This window comes from Ostreibacterium oceani, from assembly GCF_009362845.1.
GTDB classification, from domain to species: Bacteria; Pseudomonadota; Gammaproteobacteria; order Cardiobacteriales; family Ostreibacteriaceae; genus Ostreibacterium; species Ostreibacterium oceani.
In genome coordinates, this window is record NZ_WHNW01000012.1 from 24,862 (window position 1) to 47,651 (window position 22,790).

The window sequence follows — 22,790 nt, forward strand, 5'->3', positions numbered from 1 at the left end:
GACAATACCCTATGGCACAATGCAACCAGCAACGCTGGCAACAGCTATATCAGCGACACATTCACGCGGCTGGCTATGAAATCGATGCCGCTCAATGCGTCATCGTTGATGAATTTGCACGGATTGATACTGGCTTAAAAAGCACAAACCATCAGGCTAAAACGGCGGTACCTACGATGCTGTCTACGATAGTATCTACGATGGCGTCTACGTGGAAGCACTGGCTAAATTTAGCATCAACACGCGAACCAACACGCACGACGACATACCAAGAATCATGCCAAGGACTCTACCTGTACGGCGCGGTGGGGCGTGGCAAGACGTTTTTAATGGATTTATTTTGCGAACACGCCTCAGCGCCTGTTTATCGCGTGCATTTTCATTATTTTATGCAAGAGGTGCACCAGCGCCTTCGTCAACTCTCCGTTGAAAACCCACTCACGATTATCGCCCGTGATTTTTCCGACCAATATCGCGTGCTTTGTCTGGACGAATTCATGGTCAATGATATTACCGATGCGATGTTGCTGTACCAGTTATTGGACAGCCTTATATCACAAGGCGTCGTTATCATCACGACCACCAATATCGCGCCTGATGATTTATATCGAGGGGGATTACAGCGTGAACGCTTTTTACCTGCGATTGCGTTGATTAAAGACACGATGGTCATCCACGCCATAGACAACGGACAAGACTACCGCCGCCTAAGCGTTGCCAAAAGCCCGCGATTCTTTAACACCCACGAGACAGATAGCCAAGCACAACTCACCGCCATCGCCGAGCAAATCAATCACGGCTTAACCGTTTCCCATGAGGGACAAATCATCATTGAAAACCGTCCAATCACCTACCAGCAACAATCGGCGGAAATGATTTGGTTTGATTTTTCACAGTTATGCGAAGGCCCACGCTCGCAGCATGACTATATTGCGCTTGCTAAGCAGTTTCCAGTGATTTTCTTAACCAACATTCCTGTATTAGACCGCGACCAAGAAGAAGCCGCCAAACGGTTTTTATTGCTAATTGACGTGCTGTATGACCAGCAAATTTTATTATTTCTATCGAGTGCCGCACCAATCGAACAGATTTACCAAGGCAAAAAACTGGCATTCGAATTCGCCCGCCTGCAATCCCGACTGGCTGAAATGCAACAAGCGACTTATAGCCAAAATAATCGCTAGGCCGTAATCATCTGAATTTAAATAGCCCCTGTTTTGCTGTAATTGTCAGTATATGAACTGCGTGTGACTTTGATTGCTTTAATCCATGAAGTTATACTCTGCAGTTTTCACCACCCCGTTTTCAAGCACTACATGACAGCCCCAACGACCAAACGTTTTGGACTCTACAAGAAGAGTAGAGCCTGTCTCTGCGTGAGGCGGTCTAAGCCCATGCTCATCGGCGAATGACCTTAAGATATCAACAGACATGCCCGGTATAATCTCAGCACAGATTTGAAGATTTGACGCATACGGCTCTCGGCACTAATGAAAGGATAACCATATGAAGATAAACCACCAACGATAAAAATACCAGCGATTAGATTGACTAGCTTACGACTTTTTCCCATCTGTTTTTTCAATGATTAGCGCCATTAGGATTTTCACTCAGCGCAAAGCAATATTGACCATTATATTTTCATCTATTCAATTATGTCACTACGCGCAAAGCCTGGCGAGATTTTATTTCGTGGTAATACGACCACAGCAAATAGCACGCGGCGCTGCGATGGGGCTGCCAGTCCTCAGCGATTTCACGTAATTGACTTTCCTTAGGTCGCGTTTTAAGCGATAAACAATGTTGCGCGGCAACCTGAAGCGCCAAATCATTCGCCGCCATGACGTCGGGACGATTAAGGGAAAATAATAAATAAATCTCTGCCGTCCAGCGTCCGATACCCGTTACTGCTGTCAGCTGCGCAATCACCGCTTCATCATCCAACGAAGCCAACTCCGCAAAATCAATCCGATGCGAGACCAACGAACGAACATAACGAATTTTCTGGCTAGACAATCCACACAGCCTGAGCTGTGAATCGCTTGCGGCTTTAATTGCCTTGGGCGTGACCAGTGATGCGGCACTAAGCCTTTTCCAAATGCTACTGGCGGCGGCCACGGATAACTGCTGCGAAACAATCGTACGATAAAGCTGAGTAAAATCATTGTCGCGCAATCGTAACTCGGGCAAACCCGTCACGGCAAAAACGTCTGCAAACACGGGCGCGACAGCAATTAAGCCTTGCACCTGTGTGGCAAGAGATGATGGGGTTAGAATCCGTGAGCATTGCAAACGGGTTGCGTTTAACATGATAAAAACAACCGACTTATTTACACCACAAATTAATCACGTCGCCGTCTTGTGGTTTAAACGACGCTTCACAGTGGTTGTTTTTGGGTAGCGGATAAAAAGGCTCGCACCACTCGATTGGAATATTTTTGCCCGCAATACTGCACCCTACGACACGACCGCTTTGGCGATTAAACGTCATCACCCCTTTTGCGGCGGTTGCACTAACCGATGAGCTGCGTTTGGTACCCGTGGTGTTTTTGACCACATCTTCACTGGGCTTTTTGCCCGTGGCGGTCGATTTTTTCGGCGTTTTCGAGCTGGTTGCCTTGGTCGTTGATGTTGCTTTGGTCGTTGATGTTGATTTTGGCGCGGTGGTTTTCGCTGTTTTAGTGCTCGACTTAGTGCTCGATTTAGTACTCGCTGTACTGCGATTCGCGTGGCGACTATTAACCGAAACCATCAAATTCGCATCAATGCCAGTACTCTTTACCTTATATTTTTTGGCATAGCTGATTAGTGCTTGCTGTGTGCGCTTACCGATGACACCATCAGGGGTGCCTGAATTAAACCCAAGTGCGTTTAATTTTTTCTGCGTGGCTTTGACTGCTTCAGCGGTTAATTTGCTTTGGGTTTTATCGTCTAATTGACCAGTCGATTTTAACCCATATTTTTTCTGAAAGGATTTCAACGCATTCTGTGTTTTGCTGCCAAACACGCCGTCCACTTTGCCCACACGATAACCTAGTATTTTAAGTGCTGCCTGCGTATAGCGGGTTTCTTTTTCTTTGCTTTTTTGTGCTTTGGCTTTGGTCGCGGCGATCGCTTGTTGGCGTTTATTTTGGTAGCGTTGATTGATGTGTCCGACCAATAATGCATCTAAGTCAGGGTATGTCACATCGGTTAATTCGCTCGATTCTCGATAACGTTTTAACGCCGCCTGTGTATTGCCGCCCATTAATCCATCAATCCCTTTGGTATCGTAGCCCAAATCCGTAAGCTTAAACTGTAAATCTTTTAATATATCTTGGTAAAAAAATCCTAACCACTGCGGCCCCAACCGTCCTGTTTCAGCCAAGTTATTGTCTTTTTGATAGGCTTTGATGGCACTGGTTGTTTTTTCGCCAATCAACCCATCGGGCTTGCCCGTGTCATAGCCCAATGCACCTAGACCTGTCTGAACAAAAGCAATCGACGCTTTGCCAAAACGATGGTTTTCAGGTTTATACTCCTTGAGCCACAGCATGATTTCAACGCGTTTTCGGAGCTCATCAGGCTTATCGGGGTCGGCATGCATCGCCGCCAACTCATAAGGAATAAAACCACGTTCATCGGGGATAAATAGATCCTGGCCTTCAAATCGCAGCTGCCTTAGTGTATCTAAATCCCCGTCGCGAGCGGCGTTATGAGCAGTCGAATTGATCGCATCATCAGCCTCTGCGGCATCTGAAGCCTGCTCCGAAGCTTGCTCCGAAGCCTTGTTTTGCGCATTTTGTGCGTTTTGCGCGTAGAGGTTGCCACAAGACAACACAATCGCACATAGTAAAAACCACTTTCTCATCATCGTTATTGCGTACCTAAGTTATCGCTTTTTATGTATTTTTCCCAGATTGACCCTTAATTGCCGGGCTTCATTAACGCCTACATTAACGCCTAGACTGTAGCGTTAATTGACCGTCAAACAAAGCCTGCTCAGCAAAGAATGCTAGCGTTTCTTCGGCACTACGCGGCAAATCAGTGACACGAAAGACAGCTGATTTCGTCGTAATCAACGCAGAATCTGGCCCTCTGGGTAAGCTAGCATTATTGCCTGTTTCTGGCGTTTCTACAAATTTAATCTCTGTAATGTTAGCAAACGGTATTTCTTCAATCTTTCCAAGCCCAACAAGATACAGCATTGCACGCGATTTATCTAACACCATAATCGGACGAGACTCCACGCGTAGCGATGTTTCAACACCCGATTCAGCGAGTTGTTTTAAGTCGTCAAACGCTTGTTGGCGTTGTTTCCACGCATAAACACCCACCGCAATACAAGCCAAAATAAAAAAAATCACCCAAGGTTTCATTCTGATACACGCCGTGTTTAAACCCTACATTATAACGTATTTTTAATTGGTTTCGTGCATCTTTGGCTTGTTTGTGCATTCCAGTTTGACTATTGACTGGCTAGTTGTTTGATTTTGCCTTCCCAATCGTGCATAAAAAATTGTTGAAACGCAATCAAACTGGTCGCATTATTTAACCGCCCCTCGCTTACTGCATCATACATTTCTTTGACGCTGACCGTATGCACACGGATATCCTCACCTTCTTCGATAATTCCCGTAAACTCTCGACGTGTTGTCGCGTCAATGGTTGCCAAATAAACTTTTATCTTGGCAGCACTACCGCCTGGGCCTGAGTAATATTCAGTCATAGGGTAAACGGCTTGGGCCTCGCAGCCCGTTTCTTCGAATAATTCACGCTGTGCCGTGCGCACCTCGTCTTCACCCTGCACATCCATAAACCCTGCCACAATCTCCAACGTCCACGGATGTTCGCCCCGCACCAACATGCCGATACGAAATTGCTCGACCAACAAAAACTCGCCCCGCACAGGGTCATAGGGCAATACCGCCACCACATCGTGTTTTTTACCGCATTCTCTAATCACTTGCTGGACTTGACCGCCTGTAAATCGATCAAACGAAACCGTATAAGCATAAATCTTAAAAAACCCTTCGTAACAAGGCTGAGTATCGTGTAATGTCACTTGGTACTGCATAGCTGTTTCCTCTATTGTTATCTATTTATCTATTGTCTTAAAATGAACACCTACCAATGAGCTCAAAATCTGATGCGCTGTCTGTTATGTTTTAACCGCCCTGTCCTATGTTATGATAAAATTCAAACAAAGCAGCAATCAAAATAGCACCCCCATGCACTGATAGCCCATACACTGATGACCCATACTTTACCATGAAAAACCTAACCCGAACACTCGCCGCCACACCCTATTTTGCGCTTTCCTATCGGTTTTCGCCGTTTTTTTCACCTCGACTCGTACGTACTTTCGTAACGCAGTATTTAAAAAACACACCACAACGGCCAACCCGCTTATTCGTGACGCGGTTAATTAGTCTGTCAATCGTTTTTTTGTGCCTCAATCTACCCGCCGCCAACGCGCTTGAACGCGATAATAAAAGCACAACACAGGATTCCGCTGCCAAATTCCAAGAAAACTATAATAGTCTATTGTATTTGGGTGAGCACCAGTTTGAGCTAGAAATTGCCAACACTTCACAAACCATGCAAAAAGGCATGATGCACAGACCCAGCATGCAAGCCAATCAAGCCATGATTTTTGTCTTTCCCGCTCCCAGACAAGTGAGTTTTTGGATGAAAAACACCTTAATCCCGCTTGATATGCTGTTTTTCGATACCAATGGTGTGCTAAAAGAAATCAAACACAATGTGCCGCCCTGTCGCCAAGCGCAATGCCCAACTTACCCATCAGCAACCAACGACATTCAATATGTTGTCGAAATAAAAGGCGGCGAGGCAAAAAAACGTAACTTGCAAATAGGGCAACGTTTTTATGCCTGCGGATGGTTATAGCCGATGGCGATAACGGCGGGTGGTCATTTCCGTTTAAAAACGGGCGATGCGGTGGCGTTAATTGCGCCTGCATCAGGGCAAAAATCACACGAAACTGGCTACCTAAACGAGGCGGTTGAGCTGCTCACTAGCTGGGGGCTAGTGGTTAAAATTTTCGCAGCGCAGCAGCCCACGCACTACTTAGCTGCCAACGATGATACGCGTGCCACGCAGCTAAATGCCGCCCTTACTGATCCGACAATCAAAGCCATTTTCGTCACCCGCGGTGGCTACGGCTGTGCGAGAATCGTCGATGCTATCACCCCAGTCAGTTTTGGCGAAAAATGGCTCGTTGGATTTAGCGATATCACCACCCTTCAATTGTGCTTAGCCACACATAGCAACATACATCGCATTCACGGCCCTAACTTAGCCACGGCGCAATTTTTAGCACCAACGCAAGCAGCAGAGACCAATCGTCAACAACTCTATCACGCGTTATTTACTGGCGAATTCCCCAAATTAACGCTTGAACCCCTCAATGCAGCCGCCCAGAAACACGCCCAGAAACACGCCCAGAAACACGCCCAGAAACACGCCCAGAAACACGCACAAACGCAAACACAAACACAGCCGCTTAATTTATCAACAGCCCCACTAACGGGTGGCTGTTTATCGATTGTTGTCACCACGCTGGGCACGCCCTTTGCGATTGACACAACCAACAAAATACTCATGCTAGAAGAGACCAACGAGCCGCCTTTTCGTATTGATCGTATGCTGACCCACTTGGCGCTTGCTGGCAAGCTAACCAACCTTCAAGGGCTAGTTTTCGGGGAAATGCAGGCCTGTCATTCGCCCCAAATTGATTTATTTGATATCCTAAAAGCCCAATTTACCGACGCCCATTTCCCCGTCTATTGCAGCCCAGATTTTGGGCATGGCGCACGTAATTTATGCTGGCGCTACGACACGGGTGTTGCCTAACAGCCCATCAGTAGAAAACTCAGCAGAAAACTCAGCAGAAGCGCGATAAAGAAGCTGGCAATAAAATCGCTCGCTTCGTCGATATAAAAAATAACCCATAATTCTTTGCTTAAGGGATTGCTTTTCCACGAAAGCCATCGTATATTAGCCGTTATCAGAATAACAAACGTCGAATATTAGCAAATTTATGCAGATAATACCGCTACTTCATCCGCTGATTACCGCACCGCTATCGCTTGTCGCATTGACCTGCGCTGCTAGTCGCATTCGTGTTTCGTCGATGTGCTGGCGCTAACATCACCCATTCTTGCAATCTTGTTAGTCGCCAGCCCAGCCTCCTCGCTTAGCAAAGCCGCCTAAGCACCTGTTATCAAAGATTGCTCCCACTGATTTTTTTATTGCGTTTTTAGAGGTAACGATGAAAGTAATTATTGCAGACAAAATGGATACCAAAGCACAGACCGTATTAGCTAACCTCGGTCTAACGGTTGATGCGCGCCCCGCTAACGGTGAAATTTCTATAGAAACCATCATTGGCGAAGCCGATGCGTTACTGGTTCGCTCGGCGACCACAGTCGATGCCGCCCTTATCGCCAAAGCACCCAACCTAAAAGTCATTGGACGCGCAGGTATCGGGGTCGATAACATTGATATCACGGCAGCATCCAACGCTAACATTATCGTGATGAATACCCCAATGGCCAACGCGATTAGCACGGCAGAACATACCCTTGCGCTCCTGTTTGCCGTCGCACGACACGTCCCGCAGGCTAACACCAGCACACACGCTGGTCACTGGGAGAAAAATCGCTTCACAGGCGTTGAGTTATCCCACAAAACATTGGGTATTATTGGCTGTGGTAATATCGGCAAAATCGTCGCTAATCGTGCCCAAGGCTTAAAAATGCACGTCTGCGCATTTGACCCCATGCTAAGTGACGCGCAAGCGGCAGAAAACCAAATTGAAAAGGTCAGCCTAGTCGATTTATTCGCCCGTTCTGATTTTATCACATTGCACACACCGCTCACGGCAGACACTAAGCACATCATTGATGCTGATGCCATCGCCAAAATGAAGACAGGCGTTTATCTCATCAATGCGGCTAGAGGCGGATTAATCGATGAAACCGTGTTAAAAGCGGCTTTGGACAGCGGACAAATCGCAGGCGTTGCCATGGACGTGTTTGCCGAAGAACCATTGACGCAGCACCCCCTCATGCAACACCCACGGGTTATACTCACCCCACACATTGCCGCCGCTACCAAAGAAGCACAAGACAATGTGGCAATACAAATTGCTGAACAAGTTGGCGGCTTCCTAACCACTGGTGCAATCACCCATGCAATCAATACGCATTCGCTTAAACCATAACGTTTCCTAACCACTGGTAATTACCCACAGACTATCCATTGATTATTTCAGGAATGAGCGCATGCACAAAACATTGACCTTAGTTGCGAATCAACCATTACATACGCAAGCGATACGCCAGTTGATTGCACCATTTACCACCATACTCAATATAACAGCACGCCATGAAAACGTCTGGGATATTGACTGCCCAACCGCCACGATACTGACTGAAGCCTTTCGCCAGACGTTATACCAACAGCACATTGACTTTGCGCTACAAGAGTCCAAACACGTCACGAAAAAGCTATTGCTCTCAGATATGGACGCCACCATTGTGGTTGGTGAGACCATCGAAGAAATGGCCAGCGTCCTCGGTCTTACCGAGCAAGTCAGCCAAATCACCACCGCTGCAATGCAAGGCCATATTGATTATCGCGAAGCCCTCGCAAAGCGATTACAACTGCTCAAAGGCATCCCCAAAGCAACTGTCATCGAATTAGCCGAAAAAGTCACCTTGGCCAAAGGCGCACAGCAATTAATGCAAGGCATTAACGAAAAATCAATGGATAGCTGTCTAATCTCTGGCGGATTTAGTTTATTTACCGAGGTGGTCAGCCAAAAACTAGGATTTAAACGCCATTTATCAAACCGATTATCCTACGATGACGCGGATTGTCTGGATGGGCATTGGATTGGCGACTTAGTCACGGCGGAGGTCAAAGCATCAACCCTGCAAACGCTAGCCGCAGAAAACGACATCGACATTAAACAAACCGTTGCAATCGGCGATGGCGCCAATGATATCAAAATGTTACGCGCAGCGGGGCTAGGGGTCGCCTACTACGGCAAACCAGTGGTACAGGCATCGGTGAATGCCGAAATCCACGCAGGGACAATTGACAATTTGCTTTGGTTTATTAACGATTAAGTTGATTGGCGATTAAACCTACTTAGGTCTATTGGCGCACGGCAATGCGGCGCAAATGGACTTTGTATGTCATCTCGTTAGATAAATTATCTGTCGATAGCTGGCATTGCAAAGTGCCGACTTTTTGTTGGCGGTTATACTCGCCTTCACAATTTAGTCTCGACTGCTCACCCACCGCATCTAGCTTAACTTGTTGATTATTGTCGCGCACTGTTTGTACGCGAGGGGTTGCATAAAACCCTGAGTGCCAATAGACCGAGTGCCCTGGATAACGATGCCGCGGCCCCACGGCATTGAAACCAAAGTAAGATTCACCCCATGGATCGATCGCAGTTGTTTGTGTTGATGACGCCTCTAAGAACGTCATATGCCCTCGAACGATTTCGCCATTTGGCAACCGAATGCTTAACTGCTCGGGCGGATGGCCGCTCGCGTATTGATGGTAATGCGTAAATGCCCCCAGCTTTTCAGCCGCAGAATTGCTGGGGTAAAAATTAAGCGTCTCTGTGATACTTGCAACGCCACTGGCGCAACCACTCAAGGCAGACATCACTGACAAGGCCAATAAGCCTCTAGAAAAAATAGTTAAAGCGTTTTTATTCGCCATATGCTAAGCTGATTTGTAATGGGTTAATTTAGGGGTTAATCTGAGTTTGAACTAATATTATAGACACAGACTGCTGTTCTAAGCGTAACCAATGCATGACGTTTAAGTGGCCGTTAGGTGGTCGCTTAGGTGGTTGTTTAGGCGGTTACTGCCATCGAGTGACCGATGGGCGTATCAATAGCGATACAACGAATCTGACGCAGCAAATGTGGCACAGCACATCTGGCATAACGACTCAAGAAAAGCGAACAAAAAAGCACGAATAAAGTGCAAAACCGCAAACAAACAATACGCGGCAAACAACACACAACCTAACGTAACAATAAAACATGAAAAATATGATGCTGTGGTTTCTGCTGGCCTGTATTTGGGCAGCGACATTCCCTGCCATTAAAATCGGCATCCAAACGATGCAACCGATGACATTGGTCGCCCACCGCATGATTATTGCCGCGTTGGTATTATTGGCGTTTATCGTATATAAGCGCATCCCTTTGCACACAAGTATTAGCATATGGCTGCACGGTATCGCGATAGGACTGACCGGTAATGTCATTCCTTTTTTTCTGATTAGCTGGGGCGAAACCACCGTCGACAGTAGTGTTGCCGCCGTATTGATGGGGTTAACCCCAATTGTCACGGTATTTTTGGCGAGTTTATTATTTGCTGACGAACCCCTTACTGGCCGCAAGGTGGCAGGCCTAAGTCTAGGCATCAGTGGTTTGCTTATCCTTGTCGGTGTTGGCGTTTTTTCAGAAGCAGGACAGCACGTCCCTGGTTTACTTGCCATTGCCATGGCCGCGGTTTTTTATGCCTTAAACACCCTGTATGTCCGCAAATTCGTGCATCAAGGCGGCATCATGCTCGCCTTTGTCGCCTGCTTGGCTGGCGCACTAATCACCTCACCTGTGGCTATCGCCGTCGATAAAGAACAATTTTTTCAAATGCCTAGCCTATCCGCATTACTTGCCTTACTTTATCTGGGGGTTATCGCCACCGCGCTGGCGACCTTTGTTTATCTGTATTTAATCCCAAAAATTGGCGCAGGGCGTATGTCACAAATTAACTTTTTAATCCCTGTCTTGGGGGCATTTTTTGGCGTTGTCTTATTAAACGAAACGTTAGACGCCAATCTCATCATTGCCTTAATCACCGTCATCGGCGCGGTGTATCTAGTCAACCGAGAAAAAGGTTAGCTATAAACGGATGTGATAAAAAATTGGATTCCGTAATCACATATGCGATACTGGTAAGCTAACGCCATTCAAAAAAAGCAAGAAAAACAATGAATCACAGACTGCACTCAAAGCCTTTTATCGGCCTTATCGCCCTATACACCATCATCAGCACATCATCTACAAATGCCTGCGAGCACATCCTCGGCAAATGGCAATCCTCGAAATCACTGAGCTTAGACTATGCCAAACAGCGCACTGACAAAAAATACAGTGACAAACAGATACAGCTTTTGCAAGATATTTTTGGGATTGGACAAGTTGAGTTCACACCAACATCCTACATCTTTTTCATACCGGAACACACAACCAGAATACAAGATCAGCTGAAGAAAAATGCAGAACAAATACATACCAACAACATCGTTTACACCGTATGTCAAAAAGATAAAGTAATCATCGCTGAAAACCAGACCAAATTGAAGGAAAATAAACATACTATTGAGGCCTTAAAAATAATGGACATCAGCATTGAAGAGTTCACCACACACACACTGCATTTTGTCGATAAAAATACTTATTGGACGTCTCCGCTGCCAAGAATGTCAAACCTACGAGAATACTTCGTACGCATTCCTAAAGACTAACGGAAGCTTTACCCAGAACCCCTTATCCGCCAAAAAACACCACACCACCGATGAATTTCAAACATAACTGCCCAAATTGCAAAGAAAAATCATTCTTCCTTACCCATAAAATAACGAGCAAAATTATCGGCTGTAGTGTAAAGCGTACGCCATATTATGCCTGCCCAAAATGCGGGGAAATCATAAGACCTGTCTATGAATCACGAAGAACCAATAAGACTGGTTCTTTTTTATCCCAAAAAACTTCGGCATCAAACAGAATCAGAGTGTCATTTTTATTTTTCAATCGCTATCATCCAGTCATTAGAGAATATTTTATTCGAGCCAGCACAACGCCCCATTCTTTTGCCCTAAAAAATAATGCGTTTATCTATTTGGCCTTACTGATGATGACGCCTGCCACTGTTTTTTTACCTATACTCATGTTAGTAAAATTATTCAGAATCAAAACTAATTTATTTTTCAAACGCGCATTTTTTATGCATACTTTATTATTTTCAGCTAGTTGTGGTTACGTCATTATCTCTTTTGCTCTCTATCCAAAAACAATCAGTATTTTTATTTGGTATATTTCTATTTGCATCGTATTACTTTGCATTTTTTTGTTCATAAATAGCTATATAGACTATGGCATTCGCTATAAATCCAAGCCCGCACCTCCACACTATAACGGCTTAATATCAGGACTGATTATTGCTTTCTTTGGCTTTATCTCCTTGTACCCCATTCATATCATTAACCGCACTGGATTTGACCAACTTGACCCGGGGGAAACCATACTTTCTGAATGGCAAATAGCCATCTATTTCGCATTACCCATTTTGATGCTGACAACTTTGACTGCACCCTTATTTAAAACTTATCTGCAGACACTCAATGGTAAACGCATTTTATAATACTCGAGCAGCAAGAAAACGATCTGTTAAAAATTTAATCGCTGCCAGATAGTTCTCATGACCGTCGATGACAGATACCGCGATATCTGAGTCACCATTTTCACCGTGAAGCGCTAGCTGGTGGCAAAACCAATTTAGGGCGGCATTTCTGGGCAGTTCCTCAGCAGGAGGAAAATCTCGCTCTACGGCTGGAGCCATTTCAATTGAGCCATTCAACAGCTTTGTCGGAAACTCAGGATCAACAATAAACGGACGCCCCATTCCTATCAAATCGGTCGCGCCACTAGACAATGCATTGTTCATCACTAAAGCCGAGCGAAATCCGCCAGTAACCATGACAGGTATGTTAAGTACCGCTTTAATGTCGCGAGCATAGTCTAGGAAATAGGCTTCACGCTCGATGGTGCTTTGCTTAGTTTTATACTGATACGAGGCAGGTGCCTCAAAGTTCCCGCCTGAAATTTCCAGAAAATCGATACCTTCATTCTGCAGCATCTTGGCAACTTCGATACTGTCCTCATGAGTGAACCCGCCCTTTTGGAAATCCGATGAATTCAACTTAGTGGCTAGAATAAAATCGTCTCCGACTTCGACACGCACCGCTCGAACTACCGCAAGTACGAGTCGTGCCCGATTTTTCAGAGACCCACCCCAGCGATCATCACGAGTATTTATCCTTGGCGACAGCGACGAACTCAACAGATATCCATGCGCTGCGTGGATTTGTACGCCGTCAAATCCAGCCTCTTTCGCCAATGCCGCTGATTTCGTAAACTTCCTAACCACGTCCTCGAAATCAGACTCAGTTGCGACTTTTGGTGTCCCAAATCCTGGGAGATTAAGGCGAAGGCTGGACATCGACAGCGGGTGAGGATTAATCAGCTCTGGTGTTTGCCGACCCGCGTGGGCTAACTGTACGAGCGCCACCGAGCCACCACTTTTTGCCGCTGTCGCCAGCTGCCGTGCCCGCGCCATATCTGATTGACAGTCCAGCACAAAATTACCCGCATGCTCCAGATGGCAACGATCGACTGGTGTATTACCCGTAATTAAAAGTCCAGCGCCGCCCTTGCTCCAGCGAGCAAAAAGGTTGACAAGGCCTTGCGTCGGATTGTTGAATCGATCTCCCAATGCTTCGGACATCGCCGACTTAACGAGACGATTACGTAGGACGGTACCATTGGGTAGTTTGAACGCGCATTGAATCATATTGGCATACTCCATTTATATATTCAGAATGCTCGATATCTCGATACAAATTGATTACGAGCGCTTCGTATTTTGGCGTTAAGGTTACAAAATCTCTTCTCTAAAGGCGGTTATAAATTGACGGATGGTATCTTCGTCACGACGATAAAAAGTCCATTTGCCGTGACGTTCTGACTTCACCAAACCCGCTTGTTTTAATATACCCATGTAGTTCGAGATCGTTGACTGCGACAGCCCAGCCTTATCCTGAATATAGCCGACGCAAACTCCTTCCAAATTTCTGTGCTCGGGCAACGCAGAAGGAAAGTTTGACCTGTCTTTAAGCCAGACGAGAATTTGACGCCGCACGGGGTTGTTGAGTGCCACTAAGGCGATTTCTATTTTCATATATTTAAATATATCGATATTTAAATTAAATGCAAGTGTTTTTAACTGTCATTTGGTTTCAACGTGTTGCTCTGCAAACGAAGACAGACAAAATTTTTAACGTGATGTTTTTTGATTGTATTAATTGTTTGTCAAAAACAGTTCGAAACAGCTGCCTATCAGAAAAATTAGACGATAATTATTTTAAACCAATGACTTATTCATTCATATCACGGAGGACGCGATTGTCCTTATCCACCAATATCGCTTTGGCTTTGGGGGCTTTGTCTGCCAACTCAAAACCGATAATGATGATTTCTTCGCCAGCCTTTATCAAATGCGCTGCCGCGCCATTCATACTGATTATGCCTGAATTTTCTTCGCCTTCGATAATATACGTTTCTAGCCGTGCGCCCGAGGTATTGCTAACGACAAGCACTTTTTCATGAGCGGCTAACCCAGTTGCGTTTAATAAGGCTTTGTCAATCGTGATACTGCCGACGTAGGCAACATCGGCTTGTGTCACGGTCGCTTTGTGTATTTTGGCGTGCATATAAAACCGCATGATACTCCTCTACTTTGTTTTCTGCATGAATAGCCTACTATTTATCGGCTATTTATTTAAGCTTCAACTGCCCTGACATGCCGCTATCCGCCTGCCTAGCCGTCTGTCTAGCCATTTACCTAACGCCTGCCAGCGTTTAGCCCATGTACATACCGCCATTGATATGCAGTGTTTCACCCGTGACATAACCCGCTTCAGGCGAAGCAAGGAATTTAACCGCATGCGCAATATCCGCCGCCGCACCTAGTTTGGCCGCAGGGATGTTTTTCGCCAATTCGGCTTTTTGCTCATCGGATAACGCGGCCGTCATATCGGTCTGAATAAATCCTGGTGCAATCGTATTAACCGTAATCCCTCTAGAGGCAACCTCGCGCGCGAGAGACTTGCTAAACCCAATAACACCCGCTTTGGCCGCGGCATAATTCGTCTGCCCAGGGTTGCCAGTTACCCCGACAACCGATGCAATATTGATAATCCGACCAAATTTTTGCTTCATCATCGGGCGCAATACGGCTTTTGATAAGCGATAAACCGAGGTTAAATTCGTCTGGATAACGGCGTCCCAGTCTTCGTCTTTTAGTCGCATCAGCAAATTATCGCGTGTAATGCCCGCATTATTGACCAATACCGCAATGCCGCCAAAATCGGTCTCAATCGCGGCGAGGCATTGTTCAATAGACGTCGCATCAGCGACATTAAGCACATAGCCTTTGCCGCTTAGCCCTTGGGCTTTAATCCGCTCATTAATGGCGGACACCCCACTTTCTGACGTGGCTGTACCCAGTACAGTCGCGCCATTTTTGCCCATTACCTCTAAAATCGTTGCACCAATTCCACGGCTTGCGCCAGTGACTAATACAACAGGGTACTCAGCTGGTTTTTCGTTTGTCATTCGTTCACATCCAACAGTTATTTAATTCATCCTTTATTTTAGCAAGTCTGCAAGACTTTCCAAAGTTTCTTGATCGTGCACACAAAAAGCAGGCATTTCTTTATTAATTCGCTTATTTAAGCCTGCCAACACCTTGCCTGGCCCGACCTCAACAACTAAATCAATTTGCTCATCGGCAAAATATTGCACCGTCTCTACCCAGCGTACAGGCGCAATGAGCTGTTTGGATAGTGCGCTAATAATGTCTGCGGTATTAGCGTGGATAGCAACGTCCACATTATGTACAACAGGCACTTTTGCGGGCGTCCAAGTCGCCATTAAAAAAGCCGACTTCATCGCCTCGGCAGCGCTTGCCATCAAAGGGCAATGCGACGGCACAGAAACGGGCAAGGCCAACGCCCGCTTTGCACCCGCTTGCTTTAGTGCTTCGCAGGCTTGCGCCACCGCAGTCGCGTGACCTGCAATTACCGTTTGCCCTGGTGCATTATCATTGGCTGCCCAAACGCCTTGATTCGCACCTTGATTCGCACCTTGATTCGCACCTTGATTAGCGCCTTGATTAGCGCCTTGATTGACTTGTTGATTAGCTTCTTTATTGGCATTTGAAATATCCTCACAGACCTGGCGAATATGGGTAATTTCTAAGCCTAAAATAGCGGCCATTGCACCTTGCCCCTGTGGCACGGCGGCTTGCATGCATTCAGCACGTTTTCGTGCTAATCGCAATGCCTCAGCAAAGGTTAACTGACCCGATGCGACCAGCGCAGTATATTCGCCCAAGCTATGACCTGCTAATAACTGTGGTGAAATAGCGAATGTCTCATTAAGGGCACGGTAGGCCGCAACCCCAGCCGTTAGCATGGCGGGCTGTGTATTAATGGTTTCATTTAGCGATTCGGCTGGGCCTTCGGCCGTCATCTGCCATAAATCAAATCCTAATACCTCATTGGCTTCTGCATACGTTTGGCGAACCGTTTCATACTGATTATAAAGCGATTGCATCATACCCACTGACTGAGAGCCTTGCCCTGGAAAAACGAGCGCGATACGTTGAGTCATATTAATTACCTGCTGTAGTTATCTTTATCTTGCCCACCTATGTCAACGCCGCAACCTGCTTGCAGCATTTGATGGTTAGGCAATCAATACGCGAACCAAAAGCACAAACTATAAGCACGAACCAAAGGCGCATAAACTAAATAAAATTTCAAATAGAATTCTGACAGCGTATTATCGCATAAATAGGGTGTGATTTAAAATCGCAATAATGCACCGCCCCACGTAAACCCACCGCCGAAAGCTTCCATGAACAACAAATCGCCGCGCTTTATTTGCTTTGCCTTGACAGCACAATCTAGCGCCAACGGGATAGAAGCAGCCGATGTGTTGGCATGAAGCGCCACTGTACTCACGACTTTTTCCATCGGCAAATGTAATTTTTCGGCAACCGCTTTGATGATTCGGATATTGGCTTGGTGCGGGACTAACTTGTCGATTTGATGACTGCCGTAGTCTGTCCCAGCAGTGACTTGTTCAACCAAATCACGGAGCTTAGATACCGCCACTTTAAAAACCTCTGAGCCTGACATCTGAATATAATCATCAATGCGCTCATCAGAGTGCTGATAAGACACCCCGTTAGGCACCCACAATAATTCCTTAAACGCACCATCGGCATAGAGTTTGCTGCTAATTAAGCCTTCTTCGCTTTCACTCGCGGACAACACAACAGCCCCTGCGCCATCACCAAATAGCACACAAGTATTGCGGTCTGACCAATTTAAAATTTTTGACATCGTTTCTGAACCAACGACTAATGCATGCTTTGCTTGGTTTGTCTTGATATACTTATCTGCAATATCCAGTGCGTAGATAAATCCCGAGCAAACCGCCTGCACATCAAATGCAGGGCAAACCTGCGTACCTAGACGTTTTTGCAGCCCGCTGGCACAGCTAGGGAAAATATGGGTTGGCGTGGTGGTCGCGACGATAATTAAATCAATTGCGTCGGGCGTCAGCCCAGCATCAGCAATCGCAAGCCGTGCGGCGTGCTCTGCCATATCGCTAGTGGATTCATTATCGCCTGCAATATGGCGTTGCGAAATACCTGTTCTTGAAACAATCCACTCGTCAGACGTGTCTAAGGTTTTCGACAGATCTTCGTTTGTCACGATTGTTTTTGGCAGGTAACTCCCCGTCCCTTGGATATAGCTTCGTGTCGTCATCGTGCGTTTCTCGTTTTAATCCGATGCTGATACTGAATGTAAATTTAAATCTGAATTTGTCGCTGTCGTTTCAGGCATGTTGTTTTCAGATAGGTTCGCTTCAGGCATATTGGCGACAGCGTACTGCGCTAGCATACCACGTATCTTATCTGGAAGCTGTTTTTTAACCTCAACAGACGCAATTTTAATCGCGTTTGCAAACGCGTCTTTGTCGGCATTACCGTGACTTTTGATGACGATACCATTTAATCCAAGCAATGACGCACCATTATAGCGGCGTGGATCAATCTTATCAACGACAGCACGCAATACGGGTTTTGCAACAAACGCCGCCATTTTTGTCAAGGCATTACGCGTAAATTGTTCTTTGAGCAGGCTTTGAATGAAATGCGCTAATCCTTCGCTGGTTTTTAAGGCAATATTGCCCACAAACCCGTCGCAAACAATCACATCAACGCGCCCATTATAAATATCGTTCCCTTCGATAAATCCACAATAATTCAATGGGCTATTTTGAATGAGTTGCGCGGCAGCTTTTACTTGTTCGTTACCTTTGATGGCTTCGGAGCCATTATTCAACAGCCCAACCTCTGGTGAGGCCTTTCCATCCACAACAGAGCACAGCGCACTGCCCATCACCGCAAATTGCATTAGCTGCGCGGCATCACTATCCACATTCGCACCCAAATCCAACCAATGAACGTGCCCATATTTATTTGGCACGGTGGTACAAATCGCGGGGCGATCGATGTCGGGTAGCATTTTGAGAATATAACGCGCCAACGCCATCAGGGCACCCGTATTACCTGCGCTAACGCAGGCATCGGCTTCACCACTTGCCACCAATTCAATCGCAACCCGCATGGACGCATCCTTTTTGCTTCTCAATACCGATGCAGGCGAGTCGTCCGATTGAATGACTTCTGTGGTGTGTTTAACGCGAATGGCTGGATGCTGCAAAAGACCCGCTTGCGTCAATGCACGCTCAATCCGCTGCTGATCCCCAACTAAAATCAAATCGAGGTGCTTTTCGGCTGCTAAAACAGCACCAGCAGCAGCGACAATAACCTCTGTGCCAGCATCGCCCCCCATTGCATCAATCGCAATCGTTGAGCTCTCCTGCGCCAATTTTTGCATACTAATTCGTTAACAATTAATTAAAGAATCGAGTAAATTAAGCGTCGATATCGTCTTGGGTTATTTCAGTTTGTGCTTTTGGTGCGATAATCTGCTTGCCTTTATAAAATCCATCTTTAGTCACATGGTGCCTATGGTGCAACTCGCCTGAGGCATTGTCTACGGAAAGCGTATTGCCCTTTAATGCATCGTGGGCACGTCGCATGCCTTTTCTCGAGGGGGATTTCTTACTTTTTTGTACAGCCATGGTTGACTCCTAATTCAATAAATCTTTCAAATTTGCAAACGGGTTTTCCCGCTTATTTAGCTTGATATTTTGATAAGCTAGTTCACAATTCTCGTGTTTAGCAACTATCGGTAACACCAAAATAAATTCTTGCTCAATCAGCGGTGCCAATTCTAGCATATCTTGGCAAACAACCGCATCTTCTTCAATGGTTTCTAGCCGTTTCTCGTGCTTTAGCAAAACTAAATGCAAATCAACAGCCAACGTTAATGTCATCGGCTCAAGACAGCGTTGACAGTCAAGCACCACGTCAATCGATGCCTGCCCTGTTATCACTACCTCGCCATCATCGCGCTGGACGACCGACAAACTGACCGCCGCCTCACCACTATCACGATTTTGCGATGCCAAGAGATAGGGCATTTCTGCCAGTGGCAGCTTCCCGACAATAGTACTCCCATGACGATAAAGCGCCCAAGGGTCGATAATCAATGGCAACATGTCAGACATAAGGGCAAGCATACTACAACGCAATGAGAAAATTGTCAAAGGTTTATATTAAAATCCCCCTCGAAGCATACTGAGAAAGCCACCTAAATCGCACACCAAACCACACGATTTTTTCAAAAAAGACTTTTTATTATTCAATCTCACGCGTTAAATCCGTATAATGAGCGGCTAACGAAGGCCTGGCTCTTTTCACCGCTACTTTTACCATTATAATTATGCCACCACTACAAAACGACCGTTTAATTCGCGCTTTGCTCCGCCAACCTGTTGACCGCACGCCTATCTGGGTCATGCGCCAAGCTGGGCGATACCTCCCTGAATACAGACAATTGCGCGCCCAAGCGGGCAGCTTTATGGCGCTATGCCAAAACCCCGAACTTGCCTGCGAGGTCACCTTACAACCGTTAGCACGATTTGATTTGGATGCCGCCATTTTATTTTCTGATATTCTCACGATTCCTGACGCGATGGGACTAGGGCTTTATTTTTCGCCTAACGAAGGCCCTATGTTCGAGCGCACGATTACCTGCGAAAAAGACCTCTTGCAACTCAAACCCATCGACCCTAATCAGGATTTACGTTATGTCATGGATGCCGTTTCAACCATTCGTCGCGCACTACAAAACCGTATTCCACTGATTGGTTTTGCGGGCTCACCTTGGACGCTCGCCACTTATATGATTGATGGCGGTGGCGCCAGCAAAAAAGGCTTCCCCAAAGCCCAAACCATGCTTTATAGCAACCCTAAACTGCTGCATGCATTATTAGACAAGCTAGTCGACGCGGTGAGCGACTATCTGGTCGCACAAATTGAAGCAGGCGCTCAAGCTTTGATGATTTTTGATACGTGGGGCGGCCTATTAACCCCTGCCGCTTACGAGACCTTCTCTCAGCAAAAAATGGCTGAAATCGTTGCCAGACTCCCAAAAAACCACGATGGACAGCGCATTCCTGTTGTTCTATTTACCAAGGGTGGGATGCGCAACTTGCCTGGTTTTGTTGCCGCTGGCACCGATGCAATTGGACTAGATTGGACCGCTGACTTGTCTGATGCCAAAGCTATCGTTGGTAACCAGTTAGCACTTCAAGGCAACTTAAACCCCAATATACTGCTCTCTTCATCCGAGACCATTGAAACAGAAGTCAAAAAGGTATTAGCAAGCTATGGCAACGTCCACTCTGGACAAGGGCATGTCTTTAATTTAGGGCATGGTATCACGCCTGATGTGCCGCCTGAGAACATGGCGGCACTGATTGAGGCCGTCAAGCAACACAGCCCACAGTACCATCAAACGAATTAAACAAACCTGCGAATTAGACGAACCTAGCTAAAAACAAATCTCATTGGCAAATGTGGCTTGCCTTGTTACCTTGCTTGATGCCTCGACGTTTGATACCTCAGCGCTTGATGCCTCGGCCTGTGCGCGGCGCGTCAACTGAATCCGTCGAAAATTCACATAATCAATGATGTCACTCTCGTCTGTTAATCTCCCTGAAACCAGACGGGTATCGTCACCCGCAAATTTTATCGCCCCTGACTCTTGGCCACAGAACACATTAATTGCATCACGACGGTCGCCTCGGCTATGATAAACGCACTGCGCGGATTTCGGTTGCTCACGTAGAAAGCTGCCCATATGAGGCTTCTCACAATCTGGGCTTAGCCATGACACTAGGCTATTCAACAAATCATTTTGCTGAACCAATGCTGTCTGCGCTCCTGAGCTAAAATCACCACCAACAACAATCAGCGGCACTAGAGACGCTGCACCCAGACCAAACTGGTCAATTTCTGCGGCAGAAATTGGTGTCATTGCACGATGATCCGCCGTGATAATCAGCACACCATCCTCAAAAAAATTATTTTTCACCAAATCATCGTATAGCGTTTTGACTGCCGTATCAACGTAGCGCATTGTTTTCTCTTGGTCGAGTTCTCGTGTTTTCGGCACAACAAACGGTAGGTGGCTAGTGACCGTCACCGCCATGACAAAGTAAGGCGCTTGTGCCGTTTGCGCATAGTCGACAACCCGTCGATAAAAAACCAAGTCTTCCACCGAATCAAACTGATACCTATCCGCCCCTTGGTAGCCTGGGTATTCCGAGCCTTCAATCACATCAAACCCCATGCTCTGGGCAAATAAATCACTGTCTGACGATGACAACACGCCTGCCTTTAAAAATGCCGTTTCATAGCCTACAGCAGATAAGAATTTTGGTAGCGTATAATCAATATTTCGGTAGCCTTCGACTGGTTTTTGCTGAAGAAACGGTTTAATTGGCACCATCGTCGGGTACCCAGAGGCTAACGCAATTAACCCATGCGAACTGCGAAAGGTATTGGCATGAAAATTCGTAAAGTATCGGTTTTCTTTCGCAATCGCATCAATATTCGGCGTCCAGTCATTGATACCAGAAAATAGCTGGCTATGATACATCGACAAGGATTCAACGACCAACACAATCACGTTTGGGCGATGAGTCGCATCGGAAAACTCACAGCTGGTGCAGCCTGAGTTTGGATATTTTCTATCTAAGGCAGCAATATAGTCTGTAGAGTACGATTTTGAGCTACCGTGATCTAAGTTCACAGAAATAAAATTGCGATAATACACATCGTGCACATAGCTTTCTTTGATCGGAATGGCCGAAGCGCCCCAACTAATCATCGCTAGCAAGCCAGTCAGGTATTTCAATCCACGATGCGAATGCTGCCATAATATTAGGACGATGGCACTCGTCACCATAATCAAACAGAGTAATAGCAACAGCCTTGTGTCAAGGTGTAAAAATTCGACAACCGTACTCGGGTCAAAATAGGTTTTTATATCATAAGAATTCAACCGACTATTAAATAACTTGATTGCCACAATATCAGCTAAATAAAGGAGTGTCACCAAGAGCGCAGTCATTCGCAAACTGAGTCGAATCACGCGCTGTTTAGCCCAAAAAGACAACCAAAGCAGCGTAAAAATAGCCGCTACAACCGTGGCATCGCTGATAAGTGTCCACTCGACAAAGCACCCTTGGCAGCGCGTATAATCGCCTAACATGCCTTCGACACTGTAAGCACGATAAGCCATCGCACCGAGTAGCGCAATGGCAGGCCAAAACAACAAGGCATTGATGGCTATTTTTTTACCCACCCGTAACATCCGTATTTTCACCTCAACAAGTCGATTTTAAACAAAGGCGACC

26 protein-coding genes are annotated in these 22,790 nt (G+C 46.2%); 10 read left to right on the forward strand and 16 right to left on the reverse strand.

Going from position 1 to position 22,790, the window contains the following annotated elements; genetic code table 11:
- The first annotated feature begins 11 nt into the window (after positions 1-11).
- On the forward strand, positions 12-1,184 hold the full coding sequence (gene zapE, locus GCU85_RS08860; RefSeq protein ID WP_152810821.1) for a cell division protein ZapE: 1,173 nt from the start codon (positions 12-14) through the stop codon (positions 1,182-1,184).
- 78 nt (positions 1,185-1,262) lie between these two features.
- On the opposite strand, the gene GCU85_RS10045 is transcribed toward zapE, so the two are convergent.
- The 5 genes from GCU85_RS10045 to GCU85_RS08880 all read right to left on the reverse strand — a co-directional run bounded on the left by GCU85_RS10045 (position 1,263) and on the right by GCU85_RS08880 (position 5,056).
- Positions 1,263-1,433, reverse strand: a complete 171-nt coding sequence (locus GCU85_RS10045; protein WP_218110638.1) for a hypothetical protein — start codon at positions 1,431-1,433, stop codon at positions 1,263-1,265.
- 220 nt (positions 1,434-1,653) lie between these two features.
- On the reverse strand, positions 1,654-2,310 hold the full coding sequence (locus GCU85_RS08865) for a DNA-3-methyladenine glycosylase family protein (protein ID WP_218110639.1): 657 nt from the start codon (positions 2,308-2,310) through the stop codon (positions 1,654-1,656).
- A 16-nt stretch (positions 2,311-2,326) separates the two neighbouring features.
- Complete coding sequence (locus tag GCU85_RS08870; RefSeq protein WP_152810822.1) at positions 2,327-3,853, reverse strand: peptidoglycan-binding domain-containing protein; 1,527 nt, start codon at positions 3,851-3,853, stop codon at positions 2,327-2,329.
- Between the two features lie 82 nt (positions 3,854-3,935).
- On the reverse strand, positions 3,936-4,358 hold the full coding sequence (locus GCU85_RS08875; protein WP_152810823.1) for a hypothetical protein: 423 nt from the start codon (positions 4,356-4,358) through the stop codon (positions 3,936-3,938).
- 89 nt (positions 4,359-4,447) lie between these two features.
- Positions 4,448-5,056, reverse strand: a complete 609-nt coding sequence (locus GCU85_RS08880) for an NUDIX domain-containing protein (RefSeq protein ID WP_152810824.1) — start codon at positions 5,054-5,056, stop codon at positions 4,448-4,450.
- Between the two features lie 194 nt (positions 5,057-5,250).
- On the opposite strand from GCU85_RS08880, the gene GCU85_RS08885 reads away from it, so the two are divergent.
- The 4 genes from GCU85_RS08885 (at position 5,251) to serB (ending at position 9,137) form a co-directional block, all read left to right on the forward strand.
- Entirely contained in the window at positions 5,251-5,889 is a 639-nt protein-coding gene (locus tag GCU85_RS08885; RefSeq protein ID WP_152810825.1) for a DUF192 domain-containing protein, read from the forward strand.
- 3 nt (positions 5,890-5,892) lie between these two features.
- Positions 5,893-6,855 carry an LD-carboxypeptidase gene (locus GCU85_RS08890; RefSeq protein ID WP_152810826.1) on the forward strand — a complete coding sequence of 321 codons (963 nt, stop codon included), beginning with the start codon at positions 5,893-5,895 and terminating at the stop codon, positions 6,853-6,855.
- A gap of 418 nt (positions 6,856-7,273) precedes the next feature.
- Positions 7,274-8,227 (forward strand): hydroxyacid dehydrogenase, encoded by a 954-nt coding sequence (locus tag GCU85_RS08895; RefSeq protein WP_152810827.1) that lies wholly within the window; start codon positions 7,274-7,276, stop codon positions 8,225-8,227.
- A gap of 61 nt (positions 8,228-8,288) precedes the next feature.
- On the forward strand, positions 8,289-9,137 hold the full coding sequence (serB, locus tag GCU85_RS08900) for a phosphoserine phosphatase SerB (protein ID WP_152810828.1): 849 nt from the start codon (positions 8,289-8,291) through the stop codon (positions 9,135-9,137).
- Positions 9,138-9,165: 28 nt separating this feature from the next.
- Here serB and GCU85_RS08905 read toward each other — a convergent pair whose 3' ends face one another.
- A complete protein-coding gene (locus tag GCU85_RS08905) occupies positions 9,166-9,744 on the reverse strand; it encodes a hypothetical protein (protein WP_152810829.1) in 579 nt (192 codons plus the stop codon).
- A 95-nt stretch (positions 9,745-9,839) separates the two neighbouring features.
- Between GCU85_RS08905 and GCU85_RS10050 the strand changes: the two genes are divergently transcribed.
- The 4 genes from GCU85_RS10050 (at position 9,840) to GCU85_RS08920 (ending at position 12,462) form a co-directional block, all read left to right on the forward strand.
- Complete coding sequence (locus GCU85_RS10050) at positions 9,840-10,010, forward strand: hypothetical protein (RefSeq protein ID WP_218110640.1); 171 nt, start codon at positions 9,840-9,842, stop codon at positions 10,008-10,010.
- 63 nt (positions 10,011-10,073) lie between these two features.
- On the forward strand, positions 10,074-10,940 hold the full coding sequence (locus GCU85_RS08910; protein ID WP_152810830.1) for a DMT family transporter: 867 nt from the start codon (positions 10,074-10,076) through the stop codon (positions 10,938-10,940).
- A gap of 89 nt (positions 10,941-11,029) precedes the next feature.
- Complete coding sequence (locus tag GCU85_RS08915; RefSeq protein ID WP_152810831.1) at positions 11,030-11,566, forward strand: hypothetical protein; 537 nt, start codon at positions 11,030-11,032, stop codon at positions 11,564-11,566.
- 50 nt (positions 11,567-11,616) lie between these two features.
- On the forward strand, positions 11,617-12,462 hold the full coding sequence (locus GCU85_RS08920) for a hypothetical protein (RefSeq protein ID WP_152810832.1): 846 nt from the start codon (positions 11,617-11,619) through the stop codon (positions 12,460-12,462).
- Here the strand turns inward: GCU85_RS08920 and GCU85_RS08925 are convergent.
- The 9 genes from GCU85_RS08925 to GCU85_RS08965 all read right to left on the reverse strand — a co-directional run bounded on the left by GCU85_RS08925 (position 12,457) and on the right by GCU85_RS08965 (position 19,592).
- Positions 12,457-13,686: an NADH:flavin oxidoreductase/NADH oxidase family protein gene (locus GCU85_RS08925; protein ID WP_218110641.1), complete on the reverse strand. Its 1,230-nt coding sequence runs from the start codon at positions 13,684-13,686 to the stop codon at positions 12,457-12,459. The genes GCU85_RS08920 and GCU85_RS08925 overlap by 6 nt on opposite strands.
- A 69-nt stretch (positions 13,687-13,755) precedes the next feature.
- A complete protein-coding gene (locus GCU85_RS08930) occupies positions 13,756-14,058 on the reverse strand; it encodes an ArsR/SmtB family transcription factor (protein WP_152810833.1) in 303 nt (100 codons plus the stop codon).
- A 196-nt stretch (positions 14,059-14,254) separates the two neighbouring features.
- Positions 14,255-14,602, reverse strand: a complete 348-nt coding sequence (gene panD / locus GCU85_RS08935; RefSeq protein WP_152810834.1) for an aspartate 1-decarboxylase — start codon at positions 14,600-14,602, stop codon at positions 14,255-14,257.
- Positions 14,603-14,738: 136 nt separating this feature from the next.
- Entirely contained in the window at positions 14,739-15,494 is a 756-nt protein-coding gene (gene fabG, locus GCU85_RS08940) for a 3-oxoacyl-ACP reductase FabG (RefSeq protein ID WP_152810835.1), read from the reverse strand.
- 33 nt (positions 15,495-15,527) lie between these two features.
- A complete protein-coding gene (locus GCU85_RS08945) occupies positions 15,528-16,553 on the reverse strand; it encodes an ACP S-malonyltransferase (protein WP_152810836.1) in 1,026 nt (341 codons plus the stop codon).
- Positions 16,554-16,747: 194 nt separating this feature from the next.
- Positions 16,748-17,719, reverse strand: a complete 972-nt coding sequence (locus tag GCU85_RS08950; RefSeq protein ID WP_152810837.1) for a beta-ketoacyl-ACP synthase III — start codon at positions 17,717-17,719, stop codon at positions 16,748-16,750.
- A 15-nt stretch (positions 17,720-17,734) separates the two neighbouring features.
- Positions 17,735-18,856: a phosphate acyltransferase PlsX gene (gene plsX, locus GCU85_RS08955; RefSeq protein ID WP_152810838.1), complete on the reverse strand. Its 1,122-nt coding sequence runs from the start codon at positions 18,854-18,856 to the stop codon at positions 17,735-17,737.
- A gap of 37 nt (positions 18,857-18,893) precedes the next feature.
- The gene (rpmF, locus tag GCU85_RS08960; RefSeq protein WP_152810839.1) at positions 18,894-19,103 is read right to left on the reverse strand and encodes a 50S ribosomal protein L32; all 210 of its coding nucleotides are present in this window, start codon (positions 19,101-19,103) and stop codon (positions 18,894-18,896) included.
- A 9-nt stretch (positions 19,104-19,112) separates the two neighbouring features.
- Positions 19,113-19,592 carry a YceD family protein gene (locus tag GCU85_RS08965; RefSeq protein ID WP_218110642.1) on the reverse strand — a complete coding sequence of 160 codons (480 nt, stop codon included), beginning with the start codon at positions 19,590-19,592 and terminating at the stop codon, positions 19,113-19,115.
- 215 nt (positions 19,593-19,807) lie between these two features.
- On the opposite strand from GCU85_RS08965, the gene hemE reads away from it, so the two are divergent.
- Entirely contained in the window at positions 19,808-20,893 is a 1,086-nt protein-coding gene (gene hemE, locus GCU85_RS08970; RefSeq protein ID WP_152810841.1) for a uroporphyrinogen decarboxylase, read from the forward strand.
- A 27-nt stretch (positions 20,894-20,920) separates the two neighbouring features.
- Here the strand turns inward: hemE and GCU85_RS10200 are convergent, their stop codons facing one another.
- Positions 20,921-22,738 (reverse strand): LTA synthase family protein, encoded by a 1,818-nt coding sequence (locus tag GCU85_RS10200; protein WP_218110643.1) that lies wholly within the window; start codon positions 22,736-22,738, stop codon positions 20,921-20,923.
- Positions 22,739-22,790: the final 52 nt, after the last annotated feature.